The following is a 20,793-nucleotide window of genomic DNA, read 5'->3' as shown; positions in this document are numbered from 1 at the left end:
AAAAGAGGTAAGCTATTGGTTTACCTCTTTTTGTTTTAAAAATAAGCCCACCTCGCAGTCAGGGTCATGTGCTCCTGGCAAATATCCGGTGCTCATCAAAAATTCATTTACTATTTCTCCTCCTGTAAACTTAAATGTCTTTTTAAATATTTTAACCCATTCTTCCTTGGTTTTGGGATGGTGGTGTTCTATCCAGTTTTTAAATGAGCCGTGTTGTTTTTGAAGGTCTAAAATCACGTTGGCATTATGTATGGCCGCATTTACTTTGAGTTTATTTCGTATTATTCCTGGGTTTTGGAGGAGCTCCGCTATTTTTTCTTCGTCATAAAGTGCTACTTTATTTATTTCGAAAAAATCAAAAGCCTCTCTAAAGTTGTCCTGTTTTTTAAGAATCAAATCCCACGAAAGGCCAGCTTGGTTTATCTCAAAAACAAGGCGTTCAAAAAGTATATTGTCTGAGCTAATCGTAAAGCCATAGTGCTTGTCGTGATAGATACGGTGATGGTTATCTAGTGGAAGAGTTTTACAGAAAGTACAATAGCTCATTATTTGGGTATTTTTTTTAAAAATTAAATCATTTAGATAAAAAGTATGTTTACTAAGATAGAAAACAAACTAATAACAATGATAAACAATTTCACGTATTACAATCCGGTAAAGGTAATTTTTGGAAAAGAAACCATAGCACTTATAGCAAAAAATATTCCTACTGACGCCAAAGTAATGATTACTTACGGCGGTGGTAGTATATTTAAAAATGGTGTTTATGACCAAGTTAAGGTTGCTTTGACAAGTTTTGAAGTGGTGGAGTTTGGAGGTATTGAGCCAAACCCAACTTATGAAACGCTTATGAAAGCGGTAGAGCTTGGAAGAATCGAAAAGATAGATTTTATACTTTCTGTTGGTGGAGGTTCGGTTTTAGATGGCACTAAGTTTATTTCGGCTGCTATACCTTTTTCGGAAGGTAATGAGTGGGAAAATATTGTAAAAGCGAAAAGAATAAAAGCAGCCATTCCTCTCGGGGCTGTTCTGACTTTGCCTGCCACAGGTTCTGAAATGAACTCAGGAGCGGTGATATCAAAAGCAGAAACTAAAGAGAAGTTTGCGATGAGTAGCCCACTTTTATTTCCTAAGTTTTCGGTTTTAGATCCAGAGACTACTTTTTCTCTTCCAAAAAAACAAATAGCAAACGGAGCCGCAGATGCGTTCACGCACGTGATGGAGCAGTATATGACATATCCGATAGGAGCCATGATTCAAGATCAGTTTGCTGAGTCTGTGTTGCGAACTTTAATTAGTGTAGGTCCAAAAGCTCTTGAAAATCAAACGGATTACGATACAATGTCAAATCTTATGTGGGCGGCTACAGTGGCTCTTAATGGTTGGATTTCATTGGGTGTACCGAGCGACTGGGCTACACATCAAATTGGTCATGAGCTTACGGCTCTTCATGGGGTAGACCATGCTCGTACCTTGGCGGTGGTTTTGCCTCACCTAATGCGTTACAAAAAAGAAAATAAAAGAGGTAAATTGATTCAATACGCTAAAAATGTATGGAACGAAACCGGCACAGACGATGATTTGGTAGAGAAAGCGATTACAAATACCATTAATTTTTATGAGTCATTGGGTATTCCTACCAAAGGGTCTGTTTACGGTATAAATTTGGATACAATTAAAGAAATCAAGACGAGGTTTACGGAAAGAGGGGTGGTTTATGGCGAAAATAAAGACATTACGCCTGAAGCTGTTGAAGATATTTTGAATATGAGTATCGCATAAATATTAATATTACAAAGGAGTTTTTAGGCTCCTTTGTAATATTTTCTTAAAAGTACTTTCTTAAATTCTCTTTTGATTATAGAATGAGCCACTATCTCAGGGTGGCTATAATTGGTCAAATCTACACCAGCCACTAGAAGTTCTTTCTCCGATATATCAACCCGATATAAAATGGCCACCACTTTCCCTGAATCTGTTTTTAATAAATACTCAATGTTTTGTGAGATTTCTTTTAAGAGTTGTTCATAAGCCGTTTTTTTATCTATTTCTGAATTGATAGTTATACCAAACATGTTGAGATCCTTGTTTATTTGAGTAATCAAACTCTCCAACATGTCGGTGTGTGTGGTTATATCAGAAGGTTTAAACTCCGAAATAGAAGGTAAGCTCATGGTATTAGATTTTTAGTTTCGACATTAATTCAAAATCTTTGACGGCATTGAGATACAAGTAGTTTAGCAATAAGCCGTTTGTATTATTTATCAATTTATGTCCCGCTATAAATGGGTAAACATGGGTGCTAATTCTTTCAAATTCATATTCTGTTCCCATTTCTTTGTTTTCGAAACTCTCAATTTTATCTTTTGGTAATGTGATTTCACAATAATAAAAATACATGGCTTCGTCGCTTGTTCCGGTGCTCGGGAAAAGTCTTTTTTCCGGCGAAAGATTTATCAAATCGGCCGGCGTTATTATGATTCCAGTTTCTTCTTTTACTTCTTGAACCGCTATATCAAGCGGACTTACTGTTCCGTCTACCATTCCTGCGGGGTGTTCAAATGTGTACCCACCTTCTGATATTCTTCTTTGTTTTACGAGTAATAAATATTTCTCTGAAGTTTGCTCGTCTATTAAAATGATCGCTACACAAACTACTTCTCCTTTTAGAAAACAAATAGGAGGGATTTTGTCGCCTTCAGGGGTAGTGGCATCAAGCATCAGCAATGAAAAAAGCACTTCTCCGTTGTATCTATGGCGAGAATAAACTTCTTCAATATTGTTTATTTTTAGTCCATTACTTAGGATGTTTTTCTTCCAAAGGTTAAATTTATGTGACTGTTCGAGTGTTTCTTTCATTTATTAATGTAATAATGGGTACAAAACTACTTACTACTGGCTTTCTATTTCTTTTTGGGGTGGGTTTTTATTTTTTGAGTTCTCAAACTACCGAAACTTACGTATATGGAGGTCAAAAACTTAAAGGTGTTTCTTTTGTGGCTCCTTTTAAACCCATTGGCGATAGTTGCTTTAAAGCTATAACAAATATTAATGCGGGTTGGGTTTCGTTGATGCCTTATGGTTTTGTTAGAGAAAATACCTCTACGCTGATTTTTAGTTTAGAAAAAGATAGCACACAAGGAAATCACCAATGGTGGGGCGAAACTCCCAATGGTGTAAGGCAATGCATAAGGCTGGCAAAGGGTCAAGGGTTAAAAGTGATGATGAAACCGCACATTTGGTTAAGGTGGGGTGAGTTTACAGGGCACATGACTTTTAAATCGGAAAAAGAATGGGAGGAGTTTGAAAAAACATTTTCCACCTACATTTTAGGTTTTGCGAAGCTCTCAGAAGAGGAAGGAGTGGAGCTGTTTTGTATTGCTACCGAAATGGAAAAGCACGTGGAAGTTCGCCCTGAGTTTTGGCATAAATTGATTGCTGACGTTAAAAAAGTTTATTCGGGAAAGCTAACCTATGCTGAAAATTGGGATAGTTTTGAAGAAGTTCCTTTTTGGAATGAACTGGATTATATTGGTGTAGATGGTTATTTTCCGTTATCGGACCATAAAAACCCGGATGTCAAAGAGCTTAAAAAAGGTTGGGAAAAGCACCTTAAAGGTTTAAAAAAACAAGCTTCGAAATACCAAAAGCCCATCTTGTTTACAGAGTTTGGGTACCGTAGTTGCGATTTTTCTACTCAAAAGCCATGGGATACAGACTTTTCACTGCCTGATAATCATCAACTTCAAGACAGGGCTTATGAGGTTTTGTTTACTTCTGTTTGGAACGAACCTTGGATGGCAGGTGGTTTTTTATGGAAATGGTTTCCGGTGATGTCTAAAAACCCACGACATAAAGACATGTTTTCGCCACAAGGCAAACCAGCCGAACAAACCATAAAGAAGCATTTCGCAATTTAGAAATTAACCTCTTAGGTTCATTTTTTTTAATTTATATATTATTTCTTCTAGTCCGTTTGATTTTATTTCAAAAACGGTGGCAAGTTGCATGCCTAATTTGCCAGGAGGGAAGCCCCCTTTACGCTGAAACCATTCTAAATAACTCACAGGTAGGTCGCATAAAAGCGAATCTTTATACTTGCCAAATGGCATTCTGGTTTTTACTATTTCTATTAAAATTTGTTTGTCGGGATGAAACATAAAAAAAAATTTTAAAACTACAAAAAAATGACTAAATTTGACATGACAAAAAATGTCATATATTATTATGAATACAATATTAAAAAATCAGCGAGTAAAATTAGGGCTAAAAGTTCAGGAAATGTCAGCAATTACTGGAATAGATCAAGCCTTAATTTCTAAATATGAGTCAGGGAAAAGAAATCCATCTGAGAATCATCTTTTAGCGATTGCCGATGGATACAAAATTCCATTGAGTGAGCTTCGCAGAGAAATGATTATTGAGAAAATAGCAGAGCTTGTCAAATACGAGGAAAATATACACGAGCTTTTTGTGGTTGCGGAGTCGCGGGCAGTTTATTTGAGTTCAAATAATGCTTTTGAGATTCCAGAAATTAGCTCTTCATTAAAAATAAAGTTGGATCATCTGGATACCTTAAAAGCAAAATGGCAAGAAAACAGGCCTTTAAATAAAACCCAGCTGACTAAGTTAAAAGGGTATTTTGCTATGAAATATACCTATGATAGCAATAGGATAGAAGGAAACACTTTGAGTTTTCAAGAGACACAGTTGGTGGTTTCGGAAGGTGTGACTATAAGCGGAAAGTCTATGAAAGAGCACTTAGAAGCCATTAATCACTCCGAAGCGATAGATTTTTTGGAGCAGTTAATTACCGAAAAAGAAGAGCTAAATAGTAGGTCACTTTTGGATTTACATCGCTTAGTTTTAAAGAGTATTGATCCCGAAAATGCCGGCCGATATCGGAAAGTGCCGGTTTCTATTGGTGGTTCTGAGTATATGCCACCGCAGCCTTTTCTTTTAGAAAAACTAATGGAAGATTACTTTATCCATTATCGTAGGCAAAGAAAGCTAATGCATCCAGCCATTTTAGCTGCAGAGATGCACGAAAGGTTGGTTAGTATTCATCCATTTTTAGATGGAAACGGAAGGACATCTAGGCTTATTATGAATTTTATTCTTTTGCAAAATGGTTTTACCATTTCTATTTTAAAAGGAGATCCTGAGTCGCGTATTCAGTACTATAATGCCTTGCAAGAAGTTCAAATAAACAATAATCCAGATGTGTTTTATCATTTGGTAGTGGATAGGTGCATCGCATCTTTAGAAGAGCACTTAAATTTAGTTTAAAGGTATATTTAAAAGATACTTTTGATTTAAAAAAAGGCGGGGTGGTTGTAAAACAGGTAATTATACCCATTGTGAGTTTTTATTATTTGGTACATTTGATAAACTAATAAAATGAAAACTATGGAAAAAAAACCAAAAGAGCCAATTTACGACAAGCCAATTAGTCCTGAACAAGCACAAGGTTATGTTGACAATTATTTAAAAAACAAAAACTTCAAGCCTTCTGATTTTGAGGGATTTTACTTTCATAGAGATGAGATCCAAATTGTTTTGGATCAAAATGTGGATAAGGAGTACATTAAATTCACTCTAGGTATGAAGGAAGTTGACCCTGAAAAATATGGTAAAAAACTGTTTGGGTGTGTTATGATGACGAGTTCGGATATTATTATTCCTGATATAGACTTAGATGCTGCTGATGATTCTTCGAGTATTTATGACTTTAGCAGGCCGATTCCTCCATATCCGCCAACAGAAGAATAAAAAAAATTTGAGAAGCAAGGTGTTTTTTTGCACTTTGCTTCTTAATTTAATTAAGCTCTTTATGATGAATGATTTTTTGGTCTGGTTTTTAGACTATGTCCAATATTTTTTGATTTTACCTGTTTTTGTTTCGATTCTTATGTTTAAAAAACTAAACTTTGAATTGAAAGTTATCTTTTACTTTTTACTCCTTAGCGTTTTCTTCGAATTTGTTTCACGATTTTTAGGCTACTTGAAATTTAAAAACACACTGCCACTACTGCATTTATATACTATTTTAGAATTTTCCTTTATTTGGTGGTTCTACTACCGTTTTTTTAAAAACTTTTACTCCCAAAAAGTCATGATAGGCGTATGGGTTACTTTTGTAATATTGGCTATTTTAAACTCCGCCTTTATCCAAAAACTTGACACTTTTAATACCTACGCTAGAGGTTTAGAGAGTATTGGTGTTATTGTATTGACCATTTTTGCATTTAACAAGCTGTTGGCTGAGCTTGACAATAGAGAACCCACCTATCACCCAGTTTTTTGGATAAATGCTGGGTATTTATTTTATTTTGCTGGTAGCATGGTAGTGTTTATTCTTAGCAATTATTTCTTAAGCGATAACAACTTATTATTGGTAGCATGGGGAATTCATGCTATATTACTTGCCATTATGTATTGTTTCATCTCACTTGGTTTATGGCAGCTTCGTCGTCAATAGATTTATACCTCCTTTTGTTTAGTGGTACTTTCACCATGTTGACGTTAGCAGTGGGTGTTATAACATTTTCACTACATTATCAAAAAAGAATAATTAAAAAGGATTTGGCCTTAAAAGAAGCCGAGGTAAAGTTTAGCGAGGAGCTTTTTTTAGGTAACCTAAATGCCACCGAAAACGAGCGGAATAGGCTCGCTAGAGACCTTCACGATGTGGTTGGGGCTTCGCTGTCGGCCATAAAACTCCAAATGAATGAAATAGGACGCGATACCAACAACCAGGAAAAAATTAAAGAGCTGATTTCGAAAAACAAGCAAACGATTGATAATACGATTTTAGAGGTAAGGAGAATTTCAAATGACCTGCTGCCACCTGGTTTAGAAGAATTTGGAATTGCCTATGCCATAGAGGGCTTGTGCGAAAGTGTGGTAGACATAACTGATATTAATATAACGCTTAATATCAAATTAAAAGAGAAATTATCAAACCAAAAGTCATTGACTATGTATCGGATTGTGCAGGAACTTTTGAATAATTCTGTTAAACATTCAGCGGCAACTCAAATCAGTATTGATTTTATTCAAAATGATACTGAGTTTTTGTTTAAATTTGAGGACAATGGAATCGGTTTTGATTTTGACGAAGCTTATCAAAAGAGAAGTTTGGGTTTGAAGAATATTCAGGTTAGAGCCAAAATGATTCATGGCGAAACTGAATTTCAGACAAGTGATAATGAAGGCTTGAAGGTGTTTATAAAACTACCTTTAAATTAAAAATGCATGAAAACAATAAAAATAGCGATAGCAGATGATCAGATTCTGTTTAGAAAAGGAATTATCGGGATTATTAACAGTTTTGAAAACATTGAGATAGTTTTTGAGGCATCGGATGGGCAAGAGTTACTAGATCTTTTTGAAAAAGCAGAGGAAATTCCAGACATTGCTATTTTAGATTTGTCGATGCCGGTCCTAAACGGAATAGACACCACAAAAATTTTACATGAAAAATATCCGGATGTAAAAATCATCATTCTCTCGGTTTTTAGTGAAGACAGGTTCGTGACGCACCTCATGGAAATAGGGGTAAATGCCTATTTAATAAAAAATGTAGAGCCTGAAGAAGTCGAGCGTGCGATAAAGACAGTAGTAGAAAAAGATTTTTATTTCAATGAAGCGTTTTTGTCTGCTATGCAAAAGCGAATATCGGGTAAGAAAACCCGATTAATGCTTCAGGATATTATTCCTACTTTACTTTCTCAACGAGAACTAGAAGTACTTGATTTAATTTGTAAACAATATACCGCACAAGAAATAGGCGAAAAACTATTTATTAGTACCCGCACCGTAGATGGTCACAGGAATAATTTACTTGAGAAAACAGGCATGAAAAACACCGCAGGTTTAGTTGTATTTTCGATCAAAAACAACCTGATAGATCCGGCCACACTCATGTAAGCTTTTTGCTTACACTCAATTGTTAACATTTAAATAGATTTTTTGTGACCTCTTCCGAATAGGTTAAGGGTTACACCTATGATCAATAACGAGATTCCAATAAAAGAAATAATTGACTTTTCGTTTGTTGAAAAAATACTTAGGAGCATAATGCCTGCACCGGAAAGGCTAATAAAAAAAGGAAAATATCCGGTTTGGTTCTGCTTTTTGAATATTAAAAAAAGGTGGTAGCCTAATGAAGCAAATAAGACAGGGCTAAGCCAAGAATATTCTTCAAATTTGGTAGTCATCAAACTTAAAAAAATACAAAAATAGGCAGATAAATAAATAGGGTTAAATGGAGATGCCTGACGGTTGTTTCCTATTTTGTTTGACTTTCTTTGATTGTGATTGTTACTTAGAGAATGTGTGTAGTTGTAGTCGATATTATTCATATTAAATAAATTAGTGATATCTTATTTTGTAAAATTAATAATGAGTTTTCTAAAATTCTGTATTTTTCGTATTTTTTTATTGAGTGAATTATTCTACGGTTTAAAAGTATGTGTATGATTTAGTAGATTTATTTTAATGGGTTGCTGTGGCGTAGTATTTTTTAATACGTTAGTTGCTCCAGGACGTTCTTTAAATCATCATATTTATATTTTTATAAAATAATTTATTGGTAGTGGTTTCTTTGATGATATAAATTTTCACAAAGTTTATTATTACGCCAATATGATAAAACGGTATTTTTACCTGATTTAAAAAACAGGTAGAAATACCTATTGTTATTTGTAGGATATTTCATTAAACATTTTTTTTCTAATTTTCAATATTAAATCTCACCTAAAATACTCCCTCGGAAATCAAATTTACACTCTATTAAAACAGCTTGTTTTATCCTGTTTTTACTCAAACTTCTGAGTAAATAATATTTCAATTTGATGCAATTTTAAACCAAATTCATTCCGAAAAACTTTAACTTTTACTGTAGAAATTAAATCTTTAATGCGAATGTATCCTCTTAATAAGTTTAGGGGTAAATAGTCTTTTCGAATGCCTTTAATGGTACAAATATTGGATTAGAATTGGAAATAGTTAAACCATGAACAATACCCAATATAGCTCGCCGGTTTTAGATAATATGGAGCAATCAAAAGATATATCTACTAGAAAAAGAGACTCAAGAAAAGGTTTTAAAGTAACCAATAAGAGACTTGATAATTCTATTTTAAGGCTTTCTAAAAAGATAGCTTTAAAGTCCAATAGCGAGGTGGTTTTGATTTGCCGTGACTTTTCTTTTAATAGGTGGCTGTATAGCCCTAAAGGGTACGATACAACGAGCTTTAGTGACAAAAGAATACAAAAATATATTAAAGGAAAAATCGAATCTTTTAGGTTTGAGAGAGAAAAAGATTCTGAGATATTCGAAAACTTTGCTTGGGCCAATGACCACCCCGAAATTCGGATTATTCAGCACATTTCGATTGACAACCGAAGCAAGCAAAACATGGGGCACATTGTCTTGTTTAAAACTCAATGTGAGGTTGATTTTAAAAACTGTGCCATCGAAAAAGAACTGGCTGAGCTGGGAAATCTACTGACAGTCAAATATGATCAGAAAGAAAGGTCACATTACGAGAACATTTTCAAGATTTCTTCTGATTTAATTTGTGTAATTGGCACTGACGGCTTTTTTAAGTCTGTCAATCCGGCTTTCCGCAGAACCTTACTTTGGGGCGAAAATGATCTCTTAGAAAATGAAGTCAATTTTTTTATTCATCCTGATGATATTCATTTGGTAGAAACTGAATTTAAAAAAATAAATATTAGCACTAAAAATATCAATTTTAGACTAAGATTTAGAGCAAAAAACAACAATTATAGGCTACTGGAGTGGGTAGTTTCGGCAGATTTAGGAAATAAACTATTTTATGCCATCGGTAGAGATATTACGCAGTTTGAAGAAACTAAGCACGAGCTCTTTCAGGCAAAAGAAATGCTTGAAGAGACGAATAGAGTGGCACTAATAGGAGGGTGGAACTTAGACGTACTTGCCAATAAACTATATTGGACTTCGGTTACAAGAGAAATTCATGAAATTTCACAAGATGAAGTCATTGAGTTAGATCAGGCGATTAACTTTTACAAAGAAGGCAAAAATCGAATGAAAATCTCAAATCTGATTTACAAGGCTATTACTCAAAATGAATCATTCGACACCGAACTTCAAATTGTTACAAAAAGTGGTAAAGAAAAATGGATAAGGGCGATAGGTAAACCTAAATTTTTAGATGGCTCTTGTGTTAGGGTGATCGGTACTTTTCAAGATATCGAGAAAGACAAACAAAGTAGCCTAGCATTGGAAGAAACCAATAGGCATCTTAAAACAATACTCAATGCCAGCACTGAAACTTCTATAATAGCAACTGATTTGAAGGGTGTAATTACCAATTTTAATACGGGTGCTGAAAACCTTTTAGGCTATGAGGCTCAAGAGGTGGTGGGAAAGTTGAATTTGTTGCACTTTATTGATCAAAGTAATATCGATAGGCTCCATCAAAATATTTACAAGGAATACGGTAGTACGTTTAAGACTGATTTTGAGGCGTTTACGTTTAGGACTATGCTCGGAGAGTCGGAGAAAGGTGAGTTTTTGTATGTACAAAAAGATGGAAATAAAATCGATGTTGAAATTTCTATTTCTCCGATTAACAATGAAATGGGCGATATCTTAGGATTTTTATTTATCGCTAATGATATAACCGAAAAGAAACGCCAAGAATTAAAAATTCTCGATAGTGAAAAAAGGTTGAGAATATTTTTCGATAGTTCACAAGTTGTTATGTATACCCACGATATGGAGGGTAATTTTATTACAATAAATGCCGTTGGAGCCTATCTTTTGGGTTACCAAAAACATGAAATAGAAAACAGGAATATCGTTGATATCATACCTTTTGAATCGAAATCAGAATTTCCTGAGTACTTGAAAGAGTTAGAAGTAAACGGAAAGTCAAAAGGTTTGATGCAGATTTTGGATAAAAAGGGAAAACGAATCACTTGGATGTACAATAACGTAGTGACCGAACTGGCAGACGGCACTCGTTACGTGATTGGTAATGTGATGGATATAACCGATAGAATAGAACTGGAGAATGACTTGCATGAAGCTAAAAAAATAGCGGAAAAGAATGCCAAGATGAAGGACTTGTTCTTATCTAACATGAGTCACGAAATCAGAACTCCTATGAACGCCATCACTGGTTTTGGTAGGTTGTTAGCCTCAACTAAACTTGACAATGAGCAGGCAGAATACACCAATTCTATAAATATTGCGTCTACTAATTTATTGAATATCATAAATGATATCCTTGATTTTTCTAAAATAGAATCGGGACAAATCGTAATGGAGCATATTAAGTTTAGCCTCAAGGAGCAAATCCAAAATGTTAGGAAAATTTTAACATTTAATGCTCAAATAAAAAACCTTGAATTTAAATATTACTTTGATGAAAAGCTTCCGGACATGGTTATGGGCGACCCAACACGTTTAAATCAGGTGATGGTTAATCTGTTAAACAACGCAATAAAATTTACTGAAGAAGGTTTTGTAGAGCTGAGGGTTGAAGTAGTCAAAAAACTTGAGAACAAGACGGAGGTGAAGTTTGAAATTAACGATTCGGGGATAGGTATTGCTCCAGACAAATTGGAGGTTATTTTTGATAGATTTACTCAGGCAAACACAAATACTACAAGAAAATATGGCGGAACTGGCTTAGGTTTAAGTATTTCTAAATCTTTGGCAGAGTTATTGGGTGGTGAGCTAATAGTAGCTAGTGAAGAAGGTAGAGGCTCTACTTTTAGCTTTAATCTTTTGTTTGAAAATCCGGTGGAGGTTGAAGAAAGCGAAATCAAATTAGTAGAACCTGAGACTGGCCTATATGATACCAAAATACTGTTGGTCGAAGACAATTTATTGAATCAAAAACTAGCACTGAGGGTATTGCAAAAACGCGGATTCCTTGCTGACTTGGCTGAAAATGGTGCTGAAGCTGTAGAGATTTTAAAAACTAAAACATATGATTTGATTTTGATGGATTTGCAAATGCCCGAAATGGATGGATATCAGGCTACCACATATATTCGCAATGAGATGAAATTACAAACGCCGATTATTGCCATGACGGCCCATTCAATAGTAGGTGAAAAAGCAAAATGTTTGGACATAGGAATGAACGACTATTTGCCTAAACCGTTTGACCCAAATCTATTACATAGTAAAATTTTAGAATACACTAAAAAAGACAATAATGACAATTGATTTATCATATTTAAGGATGGTTTCAGGCGGAAGTAAGGACTTTGAAAAAGAGATTTTGGAAACTTCTTTGCAATATCTGCCTACTGAGTTAGATTTATTGTTTAAAGCAATAAGCACAAGAAACTACCCCGATATAAAAGCTAAGGCTCATAAGTTAAAATCATCTTTTAATGTAGTAGGCATTAATCATGAAACTATACTTGAGCAGCTCGACACTAATTCTTCCTTAGATAGTAACGTTTTAGACCAGTTTGCAGAAAGACTCCGTCAAATTTTTGATGAGTCCTTGGTTTTGCTCAAAAAAGAGCTAGAAGAAAATTATAACGAACAAAATATTAATAGCTAAATATATGAAAGTATTACTTATAGAAGATGACCTTTTGTTATTAAAAACCCTCGAGTTTAAATTAAAAAAAGAAGGTTTTGAAGTAGAAATCGCCAAAAACGGCTATGATGCTCTTGAGTCTTTGAAAAACGATATCCCAGACTTAATTGTGACAGATATTATGATGCCTTTTGTAAATGGCCTCGAAATTATCAGTATGGTTAGAAACGAAATGATGAGCAATGTTATCATTATAGTACTAAGTGCTGCAGGACTAGAAAAAGTGGTTCTTGAGGCTTTTGAGCTTGGTGCTGATGATTTTATTTCTAAACCATTTAGCCCAAATGAACTCATCATGAGAATTAAAAAATTAACGATGCGATCTCGTATTAATGCCTAAATGTTTCGATGAAGCAACTCTTTGAGCTATATTCTAATTTTGAAAATACGGAGGTGCTATTGGCACTGTGTGGTATTTTTATGGTGTTTGGGATAGGTTCTTTGATTTTGGTTTTCATCAGTAGAAACAATAAAAAAGCATCGAAAATTAGAATTGGTAAAATAGAAGCACAGAGTCAGGTTTTTATTTCAGAATTGATTTTTGAAGAAGAACTTTCAAAAGAAGGGTTACGATTAAAGCGTTTGTTATTTTATAATAGTTTTAGGAGGAATATTCTTTTGGGTGAAATAATAAAACTCCATGCTAACTTACAAGGTGAACTTGCTTTAAAACTGGAAGAGTATTATGTGGAGAGCAAATTGTGTAGCGAAACGGTAAAGAAGATAAGTTCTAAAAAGAAAGATGTTATTCTAAAAGGCCTTTCGGAATACCTTGAAATGAACTTTAAGAGTGGCCTTAGGAGCATTTATTTGCTATTTAACAAAACCAAAGATCCAGAGCTTAACAACGAGCTGGTGGTTGCCATTATTAAACTTGATGTGAAATACGGCATAGAATTATTATTGAATTTAAAGACCTATTTGTCTGACTGGTATCAATTAAAAATTATCAAAATTTTAGACGAACTGATGTATACCAGCCATCCGCCATTAGAAAAATGGATTGAAAAAGGAGGTTCATTGGCAATTTTTGGATGTAGGTTGGTGGCTTTTTCAAAATCACATCAAGAGATTCCTGTTTTGGTAGAATTGCTAAGTTGTAAAAACGACGCACTTAAAATTGAAGCCATCAGAACCTTGGGTATTTTAGAGGCGGAGTCAGTTAATGATACCCTTATTGGCATATATTTTGGCGAATCAGACCCAGTAAAAGAAGAAATATTAAAGACGTTAAAGATTTTCAGAAAAACCAACAACATACCTTTCTTCTTAAAATGTATAAAAACCACTAATAAAGAGGAGAAATTAATGGCACTACAGGCCATAGATTTTATTATGCAATCAAACGGAGAATACCTCGAAATATCGAAATTAGAAGAGCTTTTGCTCACAGAAGAAAGAATTAATTAATGGATCAAATAGGCTCATACATATCCGAATTCATACAAACCGGACTTTTGTTTTATGCAATTGTCCTCATGTTTTCCTATGTGCTGTTGGGTTTGGTTTCGCTTTTTGCTTTAAAAAGATATTTGAGAGAAAGCAAGCATGCCAAATACAATTATTTGCTGCCTTCGTTTCTTTCGCCGAGTGTATCGCTGATAGCTCCTGCATACAATGAAGGGCTCAATATAGTAGAAAATATTCGGTCTTTGGTGTCTTTGCATTATTCTAATTTTGAAGTGATTATCGTAAACGACGGAAGTAAAGACGATACGCTGTCAAAAGCAGTGGAGGCTTACAAAATGGTGCCAGTTGATATGATTTTTAACGAAGAAATTAAAACAAAAAAAATCAGGAATATCTATAAGTCTACCTTGCCAGCTTTTAGAAATTTGCTGTTGGTAGACAAAGAAAACGGTGGAAAGGCTGACGCCCTCAATGTGGGCATAAATGTGTCATCGAGCAAATATGTGGCATGTATAGACGTGGACTGTATACTCGAGCAAGACTCTATTCTGAAACTGGTAAAACCCTTTATGGACAAAGAAACCCGTGTAATTGCCACAGGTGGAGTTATCAGAATCATAAACTCGTGTGAAATAAAAAACGGTACCATCACCAAAGTAAAAGTACCTGACAATTGGATAGCCAGAATGCAAGTGTTGGAATATTTAAGGGCGTTTTTACTTGGCCGTATGGCTTGGGGAAGAATAAACGGCTTGTTGCTTATTTCGGGTGCATTTGGCATGTTTGACAAAGATATAGTCAAAAAAGCAGGGGGTATTTGACTACCACAGTGGGCGAAGACATGGAATTAGTGGTGAGAATGAGCCGTTACATGATAGAGCATAAATTGCCATATAAAGTTGAGTTTATTCCAGATCCGCTCTGTTGGACAGAAGCCCCAGAGAGCAAACAGATATTGGGCAGGCAGCGAAACCGCTGGACGCGAGGCACTATAGAGACTCTTTGGGCACACCGAAAAATGCTCTTTAATCCGAAGTTCGGAGTGTTGGGATTATTAAGTTTTCCTTATTGGTTTTTCTTTGAATTTCTTGCCCCTATCATTGAGTTTTTAGGAATTATTTGGCTCTTTGTAGCAGCCGCATTGGGCATTGTAAACTGGCCATTTTTTGTGGTGGTTTCACTGTTTATCTACTGTTTTGTGTTTATGATAAACATGTTTGCCATTTTGGCTGAAGAAAAAACCTATTATCAATACAAGGAATATACTGACATTATTAAACTCGTTGGCAGTGCTTTGCTAGAACCTCTTATATACCACCCTTTTTTAGTTTGGTCGGCCATGAAAGGCCATTACGATTATTGGAGAGGCAATAACTCGTGGGGCGAAATGACTAGAAAGGGTATGAAAACAACATAAAATAATAAAATGAAAAGACTTTCCTTCCATCCCAAATTTAATTTTATCATTAAGCTTGGAGTAATTCTGGGTGTTTTACTTTCGCTCAATGACGTGCTGACTAACTTTATTTTTAAATACAAATCTGAACCAATAGGGGGCAGTATATTAGAAAGTATCCAAGTCATATTTTTCGATTTTGGAATAGCCGCACTCGTGGTTTTAGTCCTGCTCTTGCCTTATTTTTTGTTGAGTAAATTGCACATCTATGTAGCCAATGGCTTAGCAATCATTTTGGCGGCTATTGTACTTATAGCCAATTTGTTGCTAAATAAATATTATGCTACCACTAATCTTTCGTTAGGAAGTGATTTGTATGGATATTCGCTTTCAGATATTCAGATGATTATAAATACTTCGGCAGATTTTAGTATCAAATCAAATCTTTCGTTTTTAATTCTTCCCTTGTTTTTCTTCTTGATTTATTTTTTCTCGAAAAAAGAATTTGGGAAAAGTGAATATAACATTGTGCCGCTTTTTGTAGGTCTGTGTGTTTTTTGTGGAAGTGTTTTTATGGGCAATGGTTCATTGACGAACCTCACGTATTTTATCAATGAAAGTATCTCTTACAGAAGCGACACGCTTACAGCTAAAGGTGAGTGGGTGGAAGATAATAAATTCCCTCTTTTGCATAAAAACTCACTAGAAAACGACGTGCTAGGAGATAACCTTAATTTGAATTTGAATGTAAAACCAAACATCGTATTAATAGTAGTAGAAGGCCTTGGGAGCGATTTTATGGGTCAAAATGCACAATATGGAGGCTTCACGCCATATCTCGATTCGCTTTCGAAACAAAGTCTATATTGGTCTAATTTTTTGAGTAATACTGGTCGTTCGTTTGGTGCTTTGCCCAGTATTTTGGGGTCTTTACCATTTGGCGACAAGGGTTTTTTAGACCTTGAAGACCTGCCTGATCACATGTCATTGTTGAGTATTTTGAAAAACAACAATTACCAAACCTCCTATTTTGAAGGTGGAGATTCTGATTTTGATAATAAAATAAGATATCTAAACAGAGAAGGCATCGATTATATGTTGGATCAAAATAACTTTGGACCCGGTTACACCAAAGCCCAAGGCGAAGCTGGTTTTTCGTGGGGATATCCTGATTCTGAGATTTTTAGGAAAACACTAACGCTTATGGTTCCTACTGAGAAACCGCGTTTTGATATGATAATGACTATCTCAAACCATGAGCCGTTTAGTTTTCCTGACAAAGAAAAATATCTTGGGCAAACAAATAAAATAGCCGATGGTCTGAATTATTCGAATAGCGACAAAGAAACCGTTTCGGAGTATAAAGAAGTGTTTGCGAGTTTGATATACACCGACAGGTCCATTCAGTCATTTATGGAAGCCTATAAATCAAATCCGAACTATGCCAATACTATCTTTATTATCACAGGTGATCATAGGTTAATACCTGTTCCTCAAAAAGATGCTTTGACACGATACCATGTGCCTTTGCTGGTTTACAGCCCAATGCTAAAAGCACCAAAAGAGTTTAAGGGTATTAGTTCTCATTTTGATGTTACACCAAGTTTAGTTTCACTTTTGAAAAAAAACTATGCAGCTCCTATAGCCGAAACTTTACCTTGGTTGGGGAAGGGCTTGAGCTCTTCAGAAACATTTGAGGGAGATAGGCAGATTCCGCTTATGCAGTACAAGGGCGGTTTTAAAGATTTTGTTTCAGGGAAATCTTATTTGAGTAATAATGAACTTTATAAGGTTTCAGATAATCTTAGCATTTCGGCTGATGGAGATAAAAATCAGCTGTCTACGCTAAAAGAGCAGTACAATCGTCAGAAAAAAATAAACGGGTATGTGACGCATAATAACAAGATAATACCTCAAAACATGGTTATAAATCATGTAAAAGAAGTGAAGTTTACGGCTGAGCAAAAAGAAATAATAGATGAAAATCTCAAAGGAATGAACCCTACAGAGATGTTTTTTAAAGCCCGAGATTTGGCACATAACAAACAATACGAAGTGGCTCATCTATTGTGCGATTATATAATAAGTAAAAACCCCAATCAGTTTGATGCCAGAATACTTAAAGGGAGAATGTATGGTTGGGAAAAAGACAAAGTAAACGCAGAGAGAGAATTGACGTATGTGATAGAAAGAAGCCCACTTTACGAAGACGCCTACAGTGCTATTTTGGATTTGTATTGGTGGAATGACGAATATAGAAAGGCAGTTGAGATTTCGAAGGTGGCCTTGAAAAATGTGCCCAATAACAAGAAATTTCAGCAGTTGGTAGCTACTGATATGGGCAGATTTAAAAAATACGTCATCGAAAAAGATACCGAGGTGGCAGAGTCTGAGGCTCTAGTAGTCAATAAATAAGAGAATATGATGTGCAAAAAAATAACTTTCCTAATTCTAACAACATGCATTTTTTTTGGAAATGCCTCGGCTCAGAGCTTTGACCCTGACGAGGCCTTTAAAGAAGCACGTACTTTGGCTTTTGACGGAAAAAAAACTGAAGCGGAGCAATTGTTAAATAAAGTGGTGGCCAAGTATCCAAATTATGACGAAGTTAGGCTGTTTTTGGCAACTGTTTATGGTTGGGACGAAAAGTATAAGTTGGCCAGAAAAGAGTTTCAAATTTTAATTCAAAAAGATAAAACCTCAAAGGAATATTGGGTAGGATATATAAAAAATGAAATGTGGGCGGATCAAAATAGAACGGCCATTGAGCTTGCTAAAGACGGCTTAGCTATTTTGCCCGATGATGTTGAAATCACCATTTTGAAAGCTTCAGCAGAGCGAAATAATCAGGATATTGCCACAGCATTTAAAACCATAGATGATTATTTAGGTCGTTTCCCAAAAGATGAGGCAGCTCTAAAGTTTAAAAAAGACTTGAAAGAAACTACCGCCACAAATAGTATTTCGATAGCAGCTTCGCGAGATTATTTCTCACAAATCTACGGGCAGATGCACTATTACAATATTCAATTCGGCAAAGAAACTAAGTACGGAAGTGTGATTGGTAGATATAATTTAAATCAAAAGTTTGATACCTACGGTTCTCAATTTGAAATAGATGCATATCCAAGTATAACCAATGGCATGTATGGCTACCTCAATGTAGGGTATTCGAAATCTTCGATTTTTCCTGGGTTCAGATGTGGTGCTCAAGTGTACAAATCGTTGCCCAGAGGATTTGAGGCTTCTGTTGGTTTTCGCTCTTTAAAGTTTGGCGAAAATTATACCAATATCTACACCGGATCAGTTGGCAAATATTTCGGAAACTCATTTGTATTTGTTGTGCCGTATTTGATTCCAAGTGAGGAAGGTTTGAGTAAGTCCGCTACATTTACCTATAGAAAATACGGTGCTAACGAAGAGCAGTTTTTTGGAGTAGCCGTAGGTTTGGGTTTCTCTCCAGAAGTGAATAGGTTTGGGTTAGACGCCATCAACCAGCCAATAGTGAGTTTAAAATCACAAAAATTAAGTTTAGTAAATAACTTTAAGGTTAAAAGCAATAAAACCGTAATTGGAATAGGAGCCTCTATCATGCATCAAGAAAGTATTTTTGACCCCGGGCAATACTTTTGGGTCACTTCCGTAAATTTGGGTTATACTTTAAATTATTAATAAAAAATGCAGTCACTATCCAGCGGCTGCATTTTTTTTTAATATTCGTTCCTATTTAAGGAAAGAACCATTTTTGACAAATTAACTATTCAGCTTAAATTTGCGATATTTAACTAAATAAAAAATTAGCAGGATTATAAAATATAGCATAGCAGCAAAATGCGTCATTCCGTTTACAGGTGAGCCTACGTCGTGTTTTTGTAAAGATGGAATTCTTAGAAAAGCTTCGTTTACGGCTCCGCCAATTAGCAAGTAGTAACTAATCACGAAGCAAAAAATATGCACGAAAATACCCGCTCGAAAGTTTTTTATGCGTAACACAAAATACCCAGGAATCAGAAAAGCCAAAGCCACAACCGCTAGTGAATGAGGGAAAAACCAATATCCAAATGAGCGGAAAATTAACAAAGCAGAAAGGTTATTTAGGAGCATGGCATAGAAATAACATTTTCCCCATTTTTTGTGTTTGATATCACCTTTGATCTTTAATAATACATATGCTCCAGCAATAATAGAGACACTGGCAGCTAGTGTATGAATAATTCCGATTATATTTTTCAAAATTTCCATTTTGCTTTTTTTTTATTTTTATGGACTCTAAAATTAAGAACAGGTTTTTTATAATTCTTCCCAATTAATAATCTTAACTTTTGGGTTTTTAGCCAATATTTTGTCTAAAATATCTTTGTGTGAAGATCCAACAACTACTAAAATCCTTTGCTTAGAGTTTAAGTCAACTCTATCCAATATGTTTTTAGCCATTCCTTCATTTCTTAGTAACCAATATTTGTACATCTCTTTTACTTCTTCTGTTGGATAGTTTTTTACGCCATAAAAATGCTTTCCTCCATAAAAATTAGTCGCTTCGTCTGCTTCAAAATAAGTTTTAGACTGGTTCATCATATCATAAAACTCCATTTTTGAGTTTTCTAAAATAGTGCTTAAACTATCAAAATAAGAATCCATATTAGCAACTAATACACCAGATTCAGATGTTGCGTCTTCTTTCGCTTCATTCTTTAACTTTTCAAATTTCGCTTCTGTTAATTCCCAAGCTTTGTTCCATGGCTCATCATATTTTTGGCAATCCATAGAATACATTTGCTGGTGTTTTTGGTGATAAATAACAGGGAAAATAATTTTGGTATACTCCGAAATTGGTCGGTAAAGATTCATTGGTTTAAGGCTATCAATACTCACAAAAGCTTCATTGAATTTCTTTATTTCGCTTGGCCCTAAAGATTTATATCTGTGAGTCTTAAACTCCCATATCTGATATTCGGCATTGGCTCTATCTCCTTTAATTATATAATTCTTAGTTAGGGCTATCCTTACTGAGTGCAAATTAGGGTTTTCTAGCAAAGCGTATTCGGCTTTGGCTATTTTGGTATCTAGATTTTTAGGAATGTTTTTAACCTTATAGCGATTCATTAAAAATGCCCTTGTTTTATAAAATGGGTCATTTTCGAGATAAGAGCTCGGCAACTTAAGGAAATCGTAACTCGGTATATTTTCTCCGAAAACTCTGTCGGGGTTAAATTTCTTGAGTTTAGCTATTTCTGAATCCCATTTATTACTAGAATTTTGATGTGCTGTGCCAAATACGAGTATTTCTACTTGTGCGATGGTTTTTATGCTTATTGAAAGCAATAAAAATAAGGTAAAAGTTAATTTTTTCATTGTTTTATTTAG

22 protein-coding genes are annotated in these 20,793 nt (G+C 34.9%); 15 read left to right on the top strand and 7 right to left on the bottom strand.

The features are described from left to right. Window positions 1-12: 12 nt before the first annotated feature. Window positions 13-546 (bottom strand): DNA-3-methyladenine glycosylase I, encoded by a 534-nt coding sequence (locus tag ACFOOI_RS06490; RefSeq protein WP_379836310.1) that lies wholly within the window; start codon window positions 544-546, stop codon window positions 13-15. A 78-nt stretch (window positions 547-624) separates the two neighbouring features. On the opposite strand from ACFOOI_RS06490, the gene ACFOOI_RS06485 reads away from it, so the two are divergent. Further along, window positions 625-1,782 (top strand): iron-containing alcohol dehydrogenase, encoded by a 1,158-nt coding sequence (locus ACFOOI_RS06485; RefSeq protein WP_379836308.1) that lies wholly within the window; start codon window positions 625-627, stop codon window positions 1,780-1,782. Window positions 1,783-1,805: 23 nt separating this feature from the next. On the opposite strand, the gene ACFOOI_RS06480 is transcribed toward ACFOOI_RS06485, so the two are convergent. After that, window positions 1,806-2,174 carry a hypothetical protein gene (locus ACFOOI_RS06480; protein WP_379836306.1) on the bottom strand — a complete coding sequence of 123 codons (369 nt, stop codon included), beginning with the start codon at window positions 2,172-2,174 and terminating at the stop codon, window positions 1,806-1,808. A 4-nt stretch (window positions 2,175-2,178) separates the two neighbouring features. Further along, on the bottom strand, window positions 2,179-2,859 hold the full coding sequence (locus tag ACFOOI_RS06475; RefSeq protein WP_379836304.1) for an NUDIX domain-containing protein: 681 nt from the start codon (window positions 2,857-2,859) through the stop codon (window positions 2,179-2,181). Window positions 2,860-2,873: 14 nt separating this feature from the next. On the opposite strand from ACFOOI_RS06475, the gene ACFOOI_RS06470 reads away from it, so the two are divergent. Next, entirely contained in the window at window positions 2,874-3,920 is a 1,047-nt protein-coding gene (locus tag ACFOOI_RS06470) for a glycoside hydrolase family 113 (RefSeq protein WP_379836302.1), read from the top strand. Window positions 3,921-3,923: 3 nt separating this feature from the next. Here ACFOOI_RS06470 and ACFOOI_RS06465 read toward each other — a convergent pair whose 3' ends face one another. Then, the gene (locus ACFOOI_RS06465) at window positions 3,924-4,160 is read right to left on the bottom strand and encodes a DUF3820 family protein (RefSeq protein ID WP_379836300.1); all 237 of its coding nucleotides are present in this window, start codon (window positions 4,158-4,160) and stop codon (window positions 3,924-3,926) included. A 67-nt stretch (window positions 4,161-4,227) separates the two neighbouring features. Here ACFOOI_RS06465 and ACFOOI_RS06460 point away from each other — a divergent pair, with 67 nt between their 5' ends. The 5 genes from ACFOOI_RS06460 to ACFOOI_RS06440 all read left to right on the top strand — a co-directional run bounded on the left by ACFOOI_RS06460 (window position 4,228) and on the right by ACFOOI_RS06440 (window position 7,932). After that, complete coding sequence (locus ACFOOI_RS06460) at window positions 4,228-5,289, top strand: Fic family protein (RefSeq protein WP_379836298.1); 1,062 nt, start codon at window positions 4,228-4,230, stop codon at window positions 5,287-5,289. Window positions 5,290-5,400: 111 nt separating this feature from the next. Continuing rightward, window positions 5,401-5,772: a hypothetical protein gene (locus tag ACFOOI_RS06455; RefSeq protein ID WP_379836296.1), complete on the top strand. Its 372-nt coding sequence runs from the start codon at window positions 5,401-5,403 to the stop codon at window positions 5,770-5,772. A 343-nt stretch (window positions 5,773-6,115) separates the two neighbouring features. Beyond that, window positions 6,116-6,481: a hypothetical protein gene (locus ACFOOI_RS06450; protein ID WP_379836294.1), complete on the top strand. Its 366-nt coding sequence runs from the start codon at window positions 6,116-6,118 to the stop codon at window positions 6,479-6,481. Then, window positions 6,460-7,251 (top strand): sensor histidine kinase, encoded by a 792-nt coding sequence (locus tag ACFOOI_RS06445; RefSeq protein WP_379836292.1) that lies wholly within the window; start codon window positions 6,460-6,462, stop codon window positions 7,249-7,251. Before ACFOOI_RS06450 ends, ACFOOI_RS06445 begins: the two co-directional genes overlap by 22 nt. Before the next feature lie 6 nt (window positions 7,252-7,257). Then, entirely contained in the window at window positions 7,258-7,932 is a 675-nt protein-coding gene (locus ACFOOI_RS06440; protein ID WP_379836290.1) for a response regulator, read from the top strand. A gap of 29 nt (window positions 7,933-7,961) precedes the next feature. Here the strand turns inward: ACFOOI_RS06440 and ACFOOI_RS06435 are convergent, their stop codons facing one another. Beyond that, on the bottom strand, window positions 7,962-8,366 hold the full coding sequence (locus ACFOOI_RS06435) for a hypothetical protein (protein WP_379836288.1): 405 nt from the start codon (window positions 8,364-8,366) through the stop codon (window positions 7,962-7,964). Between the two features lie 653 nt (window positions 8,367-9,019). Here ACFOOI_RS06435 and ACFOOI_RS06430 point away from each other — a divergent pair. From ACFOOI_RS06430 to ACFOOI_RS06395, 8 genes are read left to right on the top strand one after another with little or no spacing between them, the layout of a single operon-like run. Beyond that, on the top strand, window positions 9,020-12,238 hold the full coding sequence (locus ACFOOI_RS06430; protein WP_379836286.1) for a PAS domain-containing hybrid sensor histidine kinase/response regulator: 3,219 nt from the start codon (window positions 9,020-9,022) through the stop codon (window positions 12,236-12,238). Further along, window positions 12,228-12,584, top strand: coding sequence for a hypothetical protein (locus ACFOOI_RS06425; RefSeq protein ID WP_379836284.1), 357 nt, complete (start codon window positions 12,228-12,230; stop codon window positions 12,582-12,584). The genes ACFOOI_RS06430 and ACFOOI_RS06425 overlap by 11 nt, the downstream gene beginning before the upstream one ends. Window positions 12,585-12,588: 4 nt before the next feature. Then, entirely contained in the window at window positions 12,589-12,963 is a 375-nt protein-coding gene (locus ACFOOI_RS06420; RefSeq protein WP_379836282.1) for a response regulator transcription factor, read from the top strand. Between the two features lie 8 nt (window positions 12,964-12,971). Beyond that, complete coding sequence (locus ACFOOI_RS06415; RefSeq protein ID WP_379836280.1) at window positions 12,972-14,033, top strand: HEAT repeat domain-containing protein; 1,062 nt, start codon at window positions 12,972-12,974, stop codon at window positions 14,031-14,033. After that, a complete protein-coding gene (locus ACFOOI_RS06410; protein WP_379836278.1) occupies window positions 14,033-14,854 on the top strand; it encodes a glycosyltransferase family 2 protein in 822 nt (273 codons plus the stop codon). The genes ACFOOI_RS06415 and ACFOOI_RS06410 overlap by 1 nt, the downstream gene beginning before the upstream one ends. Beyond that, window positions 14,851-15,450 carry a glycosyltransferase gene (locus ACFOOI_RS06405; RefSeq protein WP_379836276.1) on the top strand — a complete coding sequence of 200 codons (600 nt, stop codon included), beginning with the start codon at window positions 14,851-14,853 and terminating at the stop codon, window positions 15,448-15,450. The genes ACFOOI_RS06410 and ACFOOI_RS06405 overlap by 4 nt, the downstream gene beginning before the upstream one ends. A 9-nt stretch (window positions 15,451-15,459) precedes the next feature. After that, the gene (locus tag ACFOOI_RS06400) at window positions 15,460-17,844 is read left to right on the top strand and encodes a sulfatase-like hydrolase/transferase (RefSeq protein WP_379836274.1); all 2,385 of its coding nucleotides are present in this window, start codon (window positions 15,460-15,462) and stop codon (window positions 17,842-17,844) included. A 6-nt stretch (window positions 17,845-17,850) separates the two neighbouring features. Further along, window positions 17,851-19,101: a YaiO family outer membrane beta-barrel protein gene (locus ACFOOI_RS06395; RefSeq protein WP_379836272.1), complete on the top strand. Its 1,251-nt coding sequence runs from the start codon at window positions 17,851-17,853 to the stop codon at window positions 19,099-19,101. 81 nt (window positions 19,102-19,182) lie between these two features. Here ACFOOI_RS06395 and ACFOOI_RS06390 read toward each other — a convergent pair whose 3' ends face one another. Beyond that, entirely contained in the window at window positions 19,183-19,671 is a 489-nt protein-coding gene (locus ACFOOI_RS06390) for a DUF2306 domain-containing protein (protein WP_379836270.1), read from the bottom strand. Between the two features lie 48 nt (window positions 19,672-19,719). Next, window positions 19,720-20,781, bottom strand: a complete 1,062-nt coding sequence (locus ACFOOI_RS06385; protein ID WP_379836268.1) for a DUF5694 domain-containing protein — start codon at window positions 20,779-20,781, stop codon at window positions 19,720-19,722. Window positions 20,782-20,793 lie beyond the last annotated feature (12 nt).

The organism is Lacihabitans lacunae, assembly GCF_042649125.1.
Taxonomy (GTDB): domain Bacteria; phylum Bacteroidota; class Bacteroidia; order Cytophagales; family Spirosomataceae; genus Leadbetterella; species Leadbetterella lacunae.
Note: the sequence above shows the minus strand (reverse complement) of the source record. Positions and strands in the feature narration are given on the sequence as shown.

Bases quoted from the DNA above. Each gene is read 5' to 3' on its own strand.
- ACFOOI_RS06490 (WP_379836310.1), bottom strand. From the start codon at position 546: ATGAGCTATTGTACTTTCTGTAAAACTCTTCCACTAGATAACCATCAC.
- ACFOOI_RS06485 (WP_379836308.1), top strand. From the start codon at position 625: ATGATAAACAATTTCACGTATTACAATCCGGTAAAGGTAATTTTTGGA.
- ACFOOI_RS06480 (WP_379836306.1), bottom strand. From the start codon at position 2,174: ATGAGCTTACCTTCTATTTCGGAGTTTAAACCTTCTGATATAACCACA.
- ACFOOI_RS06475 (WP_379836304.1), bottom strand. From the start codon at position 2,859: ATGAAAGAAACACTCGAACAGTCACATAAATTTAACCTTTGGAAGAAA.
- ACFOOI_RS06470 (WP_379836302.1), top strand. From the start codon at position 2,874: ATGGGTACAAAACTACTTACTACTGGCTTTCTATTTCTTTTTGGGGTG.
- ACFOOI_RS06465 (WP_379836300.1), bottom strand. From the start codon at position 4,160: ATGTTTCATCCCGACAAACAAATTTTAATAGAAATAGTAAAAACCAGA.
- ACFOOI_RS06460 (WP_379836298.1), top strand. From the start codon at position 4,228: ATGAATACAATATTAAAAAATCAGCGAGTAAAATTAGGGCTAAAAGTT.
- ACFOOI_RS06455 (WP_379836296.1), top strand. From the start codon at position 5,401: ATGAAAACTATGGAAAAAAAACCAAAAGAGCCAATTTACGACAAGCCA.
- ACFOOI_RS06450 (WP_379836294.1), top strand. From the start codon at position 6,116: ATGATAGGCGTATGGGTTACTTTTGTAATATTGGCTATTTTAAACTCC.
- ACFOOI_RS06445 (WP_379836292.1), top strand. From the start codon at position 6,460: ATGGCAGCTTCGTCGTCAATAGATTTATACCTCCTTTTGTTTAGTGGT.
- ACFOOI_RS06440 (WP_379836290.1), top strand. From the start codon at position 7,258: ATGAAAACAATAAAAATAGCGATAGCAGATGATCAGATTCTGTTTAGA.
- ACFOOI_RS06435 (WP_379836288.1), bottom strand. From the start codon at position 8,366: ATGAATAATATCGACTACAACTACACACATTCTCTAAGTAACAATCAC.
- ACFOOI_RS06430 (WP_379836286.1), top strand. From the start codon at position 9,020: ATGAACAATACCCAATATAGCTCGCCGGTTTTAGATAATATGGAGCAA.
- ACFOOI_RS06425 (WP_379836284.1), top strand. From the start codon at position 12,228: ATGACAATTGATTTATCATATTTAAGGATGGTTTCAGGCGGAAGTAAG.
- ACFOOI_RS06420 (WP_379836282.1), top strand. From the start codon at position 12,589: ATGAAAGTATTACTTATAGAAGATGACCTTTTGTTATTAAAAACCCTC.
- ACFOOI_RS06415 (WP_379836280.1), top strand. From the start codon at position 12,972: ATGAAGCAACTCTTTGAGCTATATTCTAATTTTGAAAATACGGAGGTG.
- ACFOOI_RS06410 (WP_379836278.1), top strand. From the start codon at position 14,033: ATGGATCAAATAGGCTCATACATATCCGAATTCATACAAACCGGACTT.
- ACFOOI_RS06400 (WP_379836274.1), top strand. From the start codon at position 15,460: ATGAAAAGACTTTCCTTCCATCCCAAATTTAATTTTATCATTAAGCTT.
- ACFOOI_RS06395 (WP_379836272.1), top strand. From the start codon at position 17,851: ATGATGTGCAAAAAAATAACTTTCCTAATTCTAACAACATGCATTTTT.
- ACFOOI_RS06390 (WP_379836270.1), bottom strand. From the start codon at position 19,671: ATGGAAATTTTGAAAAATATAATCGGAATTATTCATACACTAGCTGCC.
- ACFOOI_RS06385 (WP_379836268.1), bottom strand. From the start codon at position 20,781: ATGAAAAAATTAACTTTTACCTTATTTTTATTGCTTTCAATAAGCATA.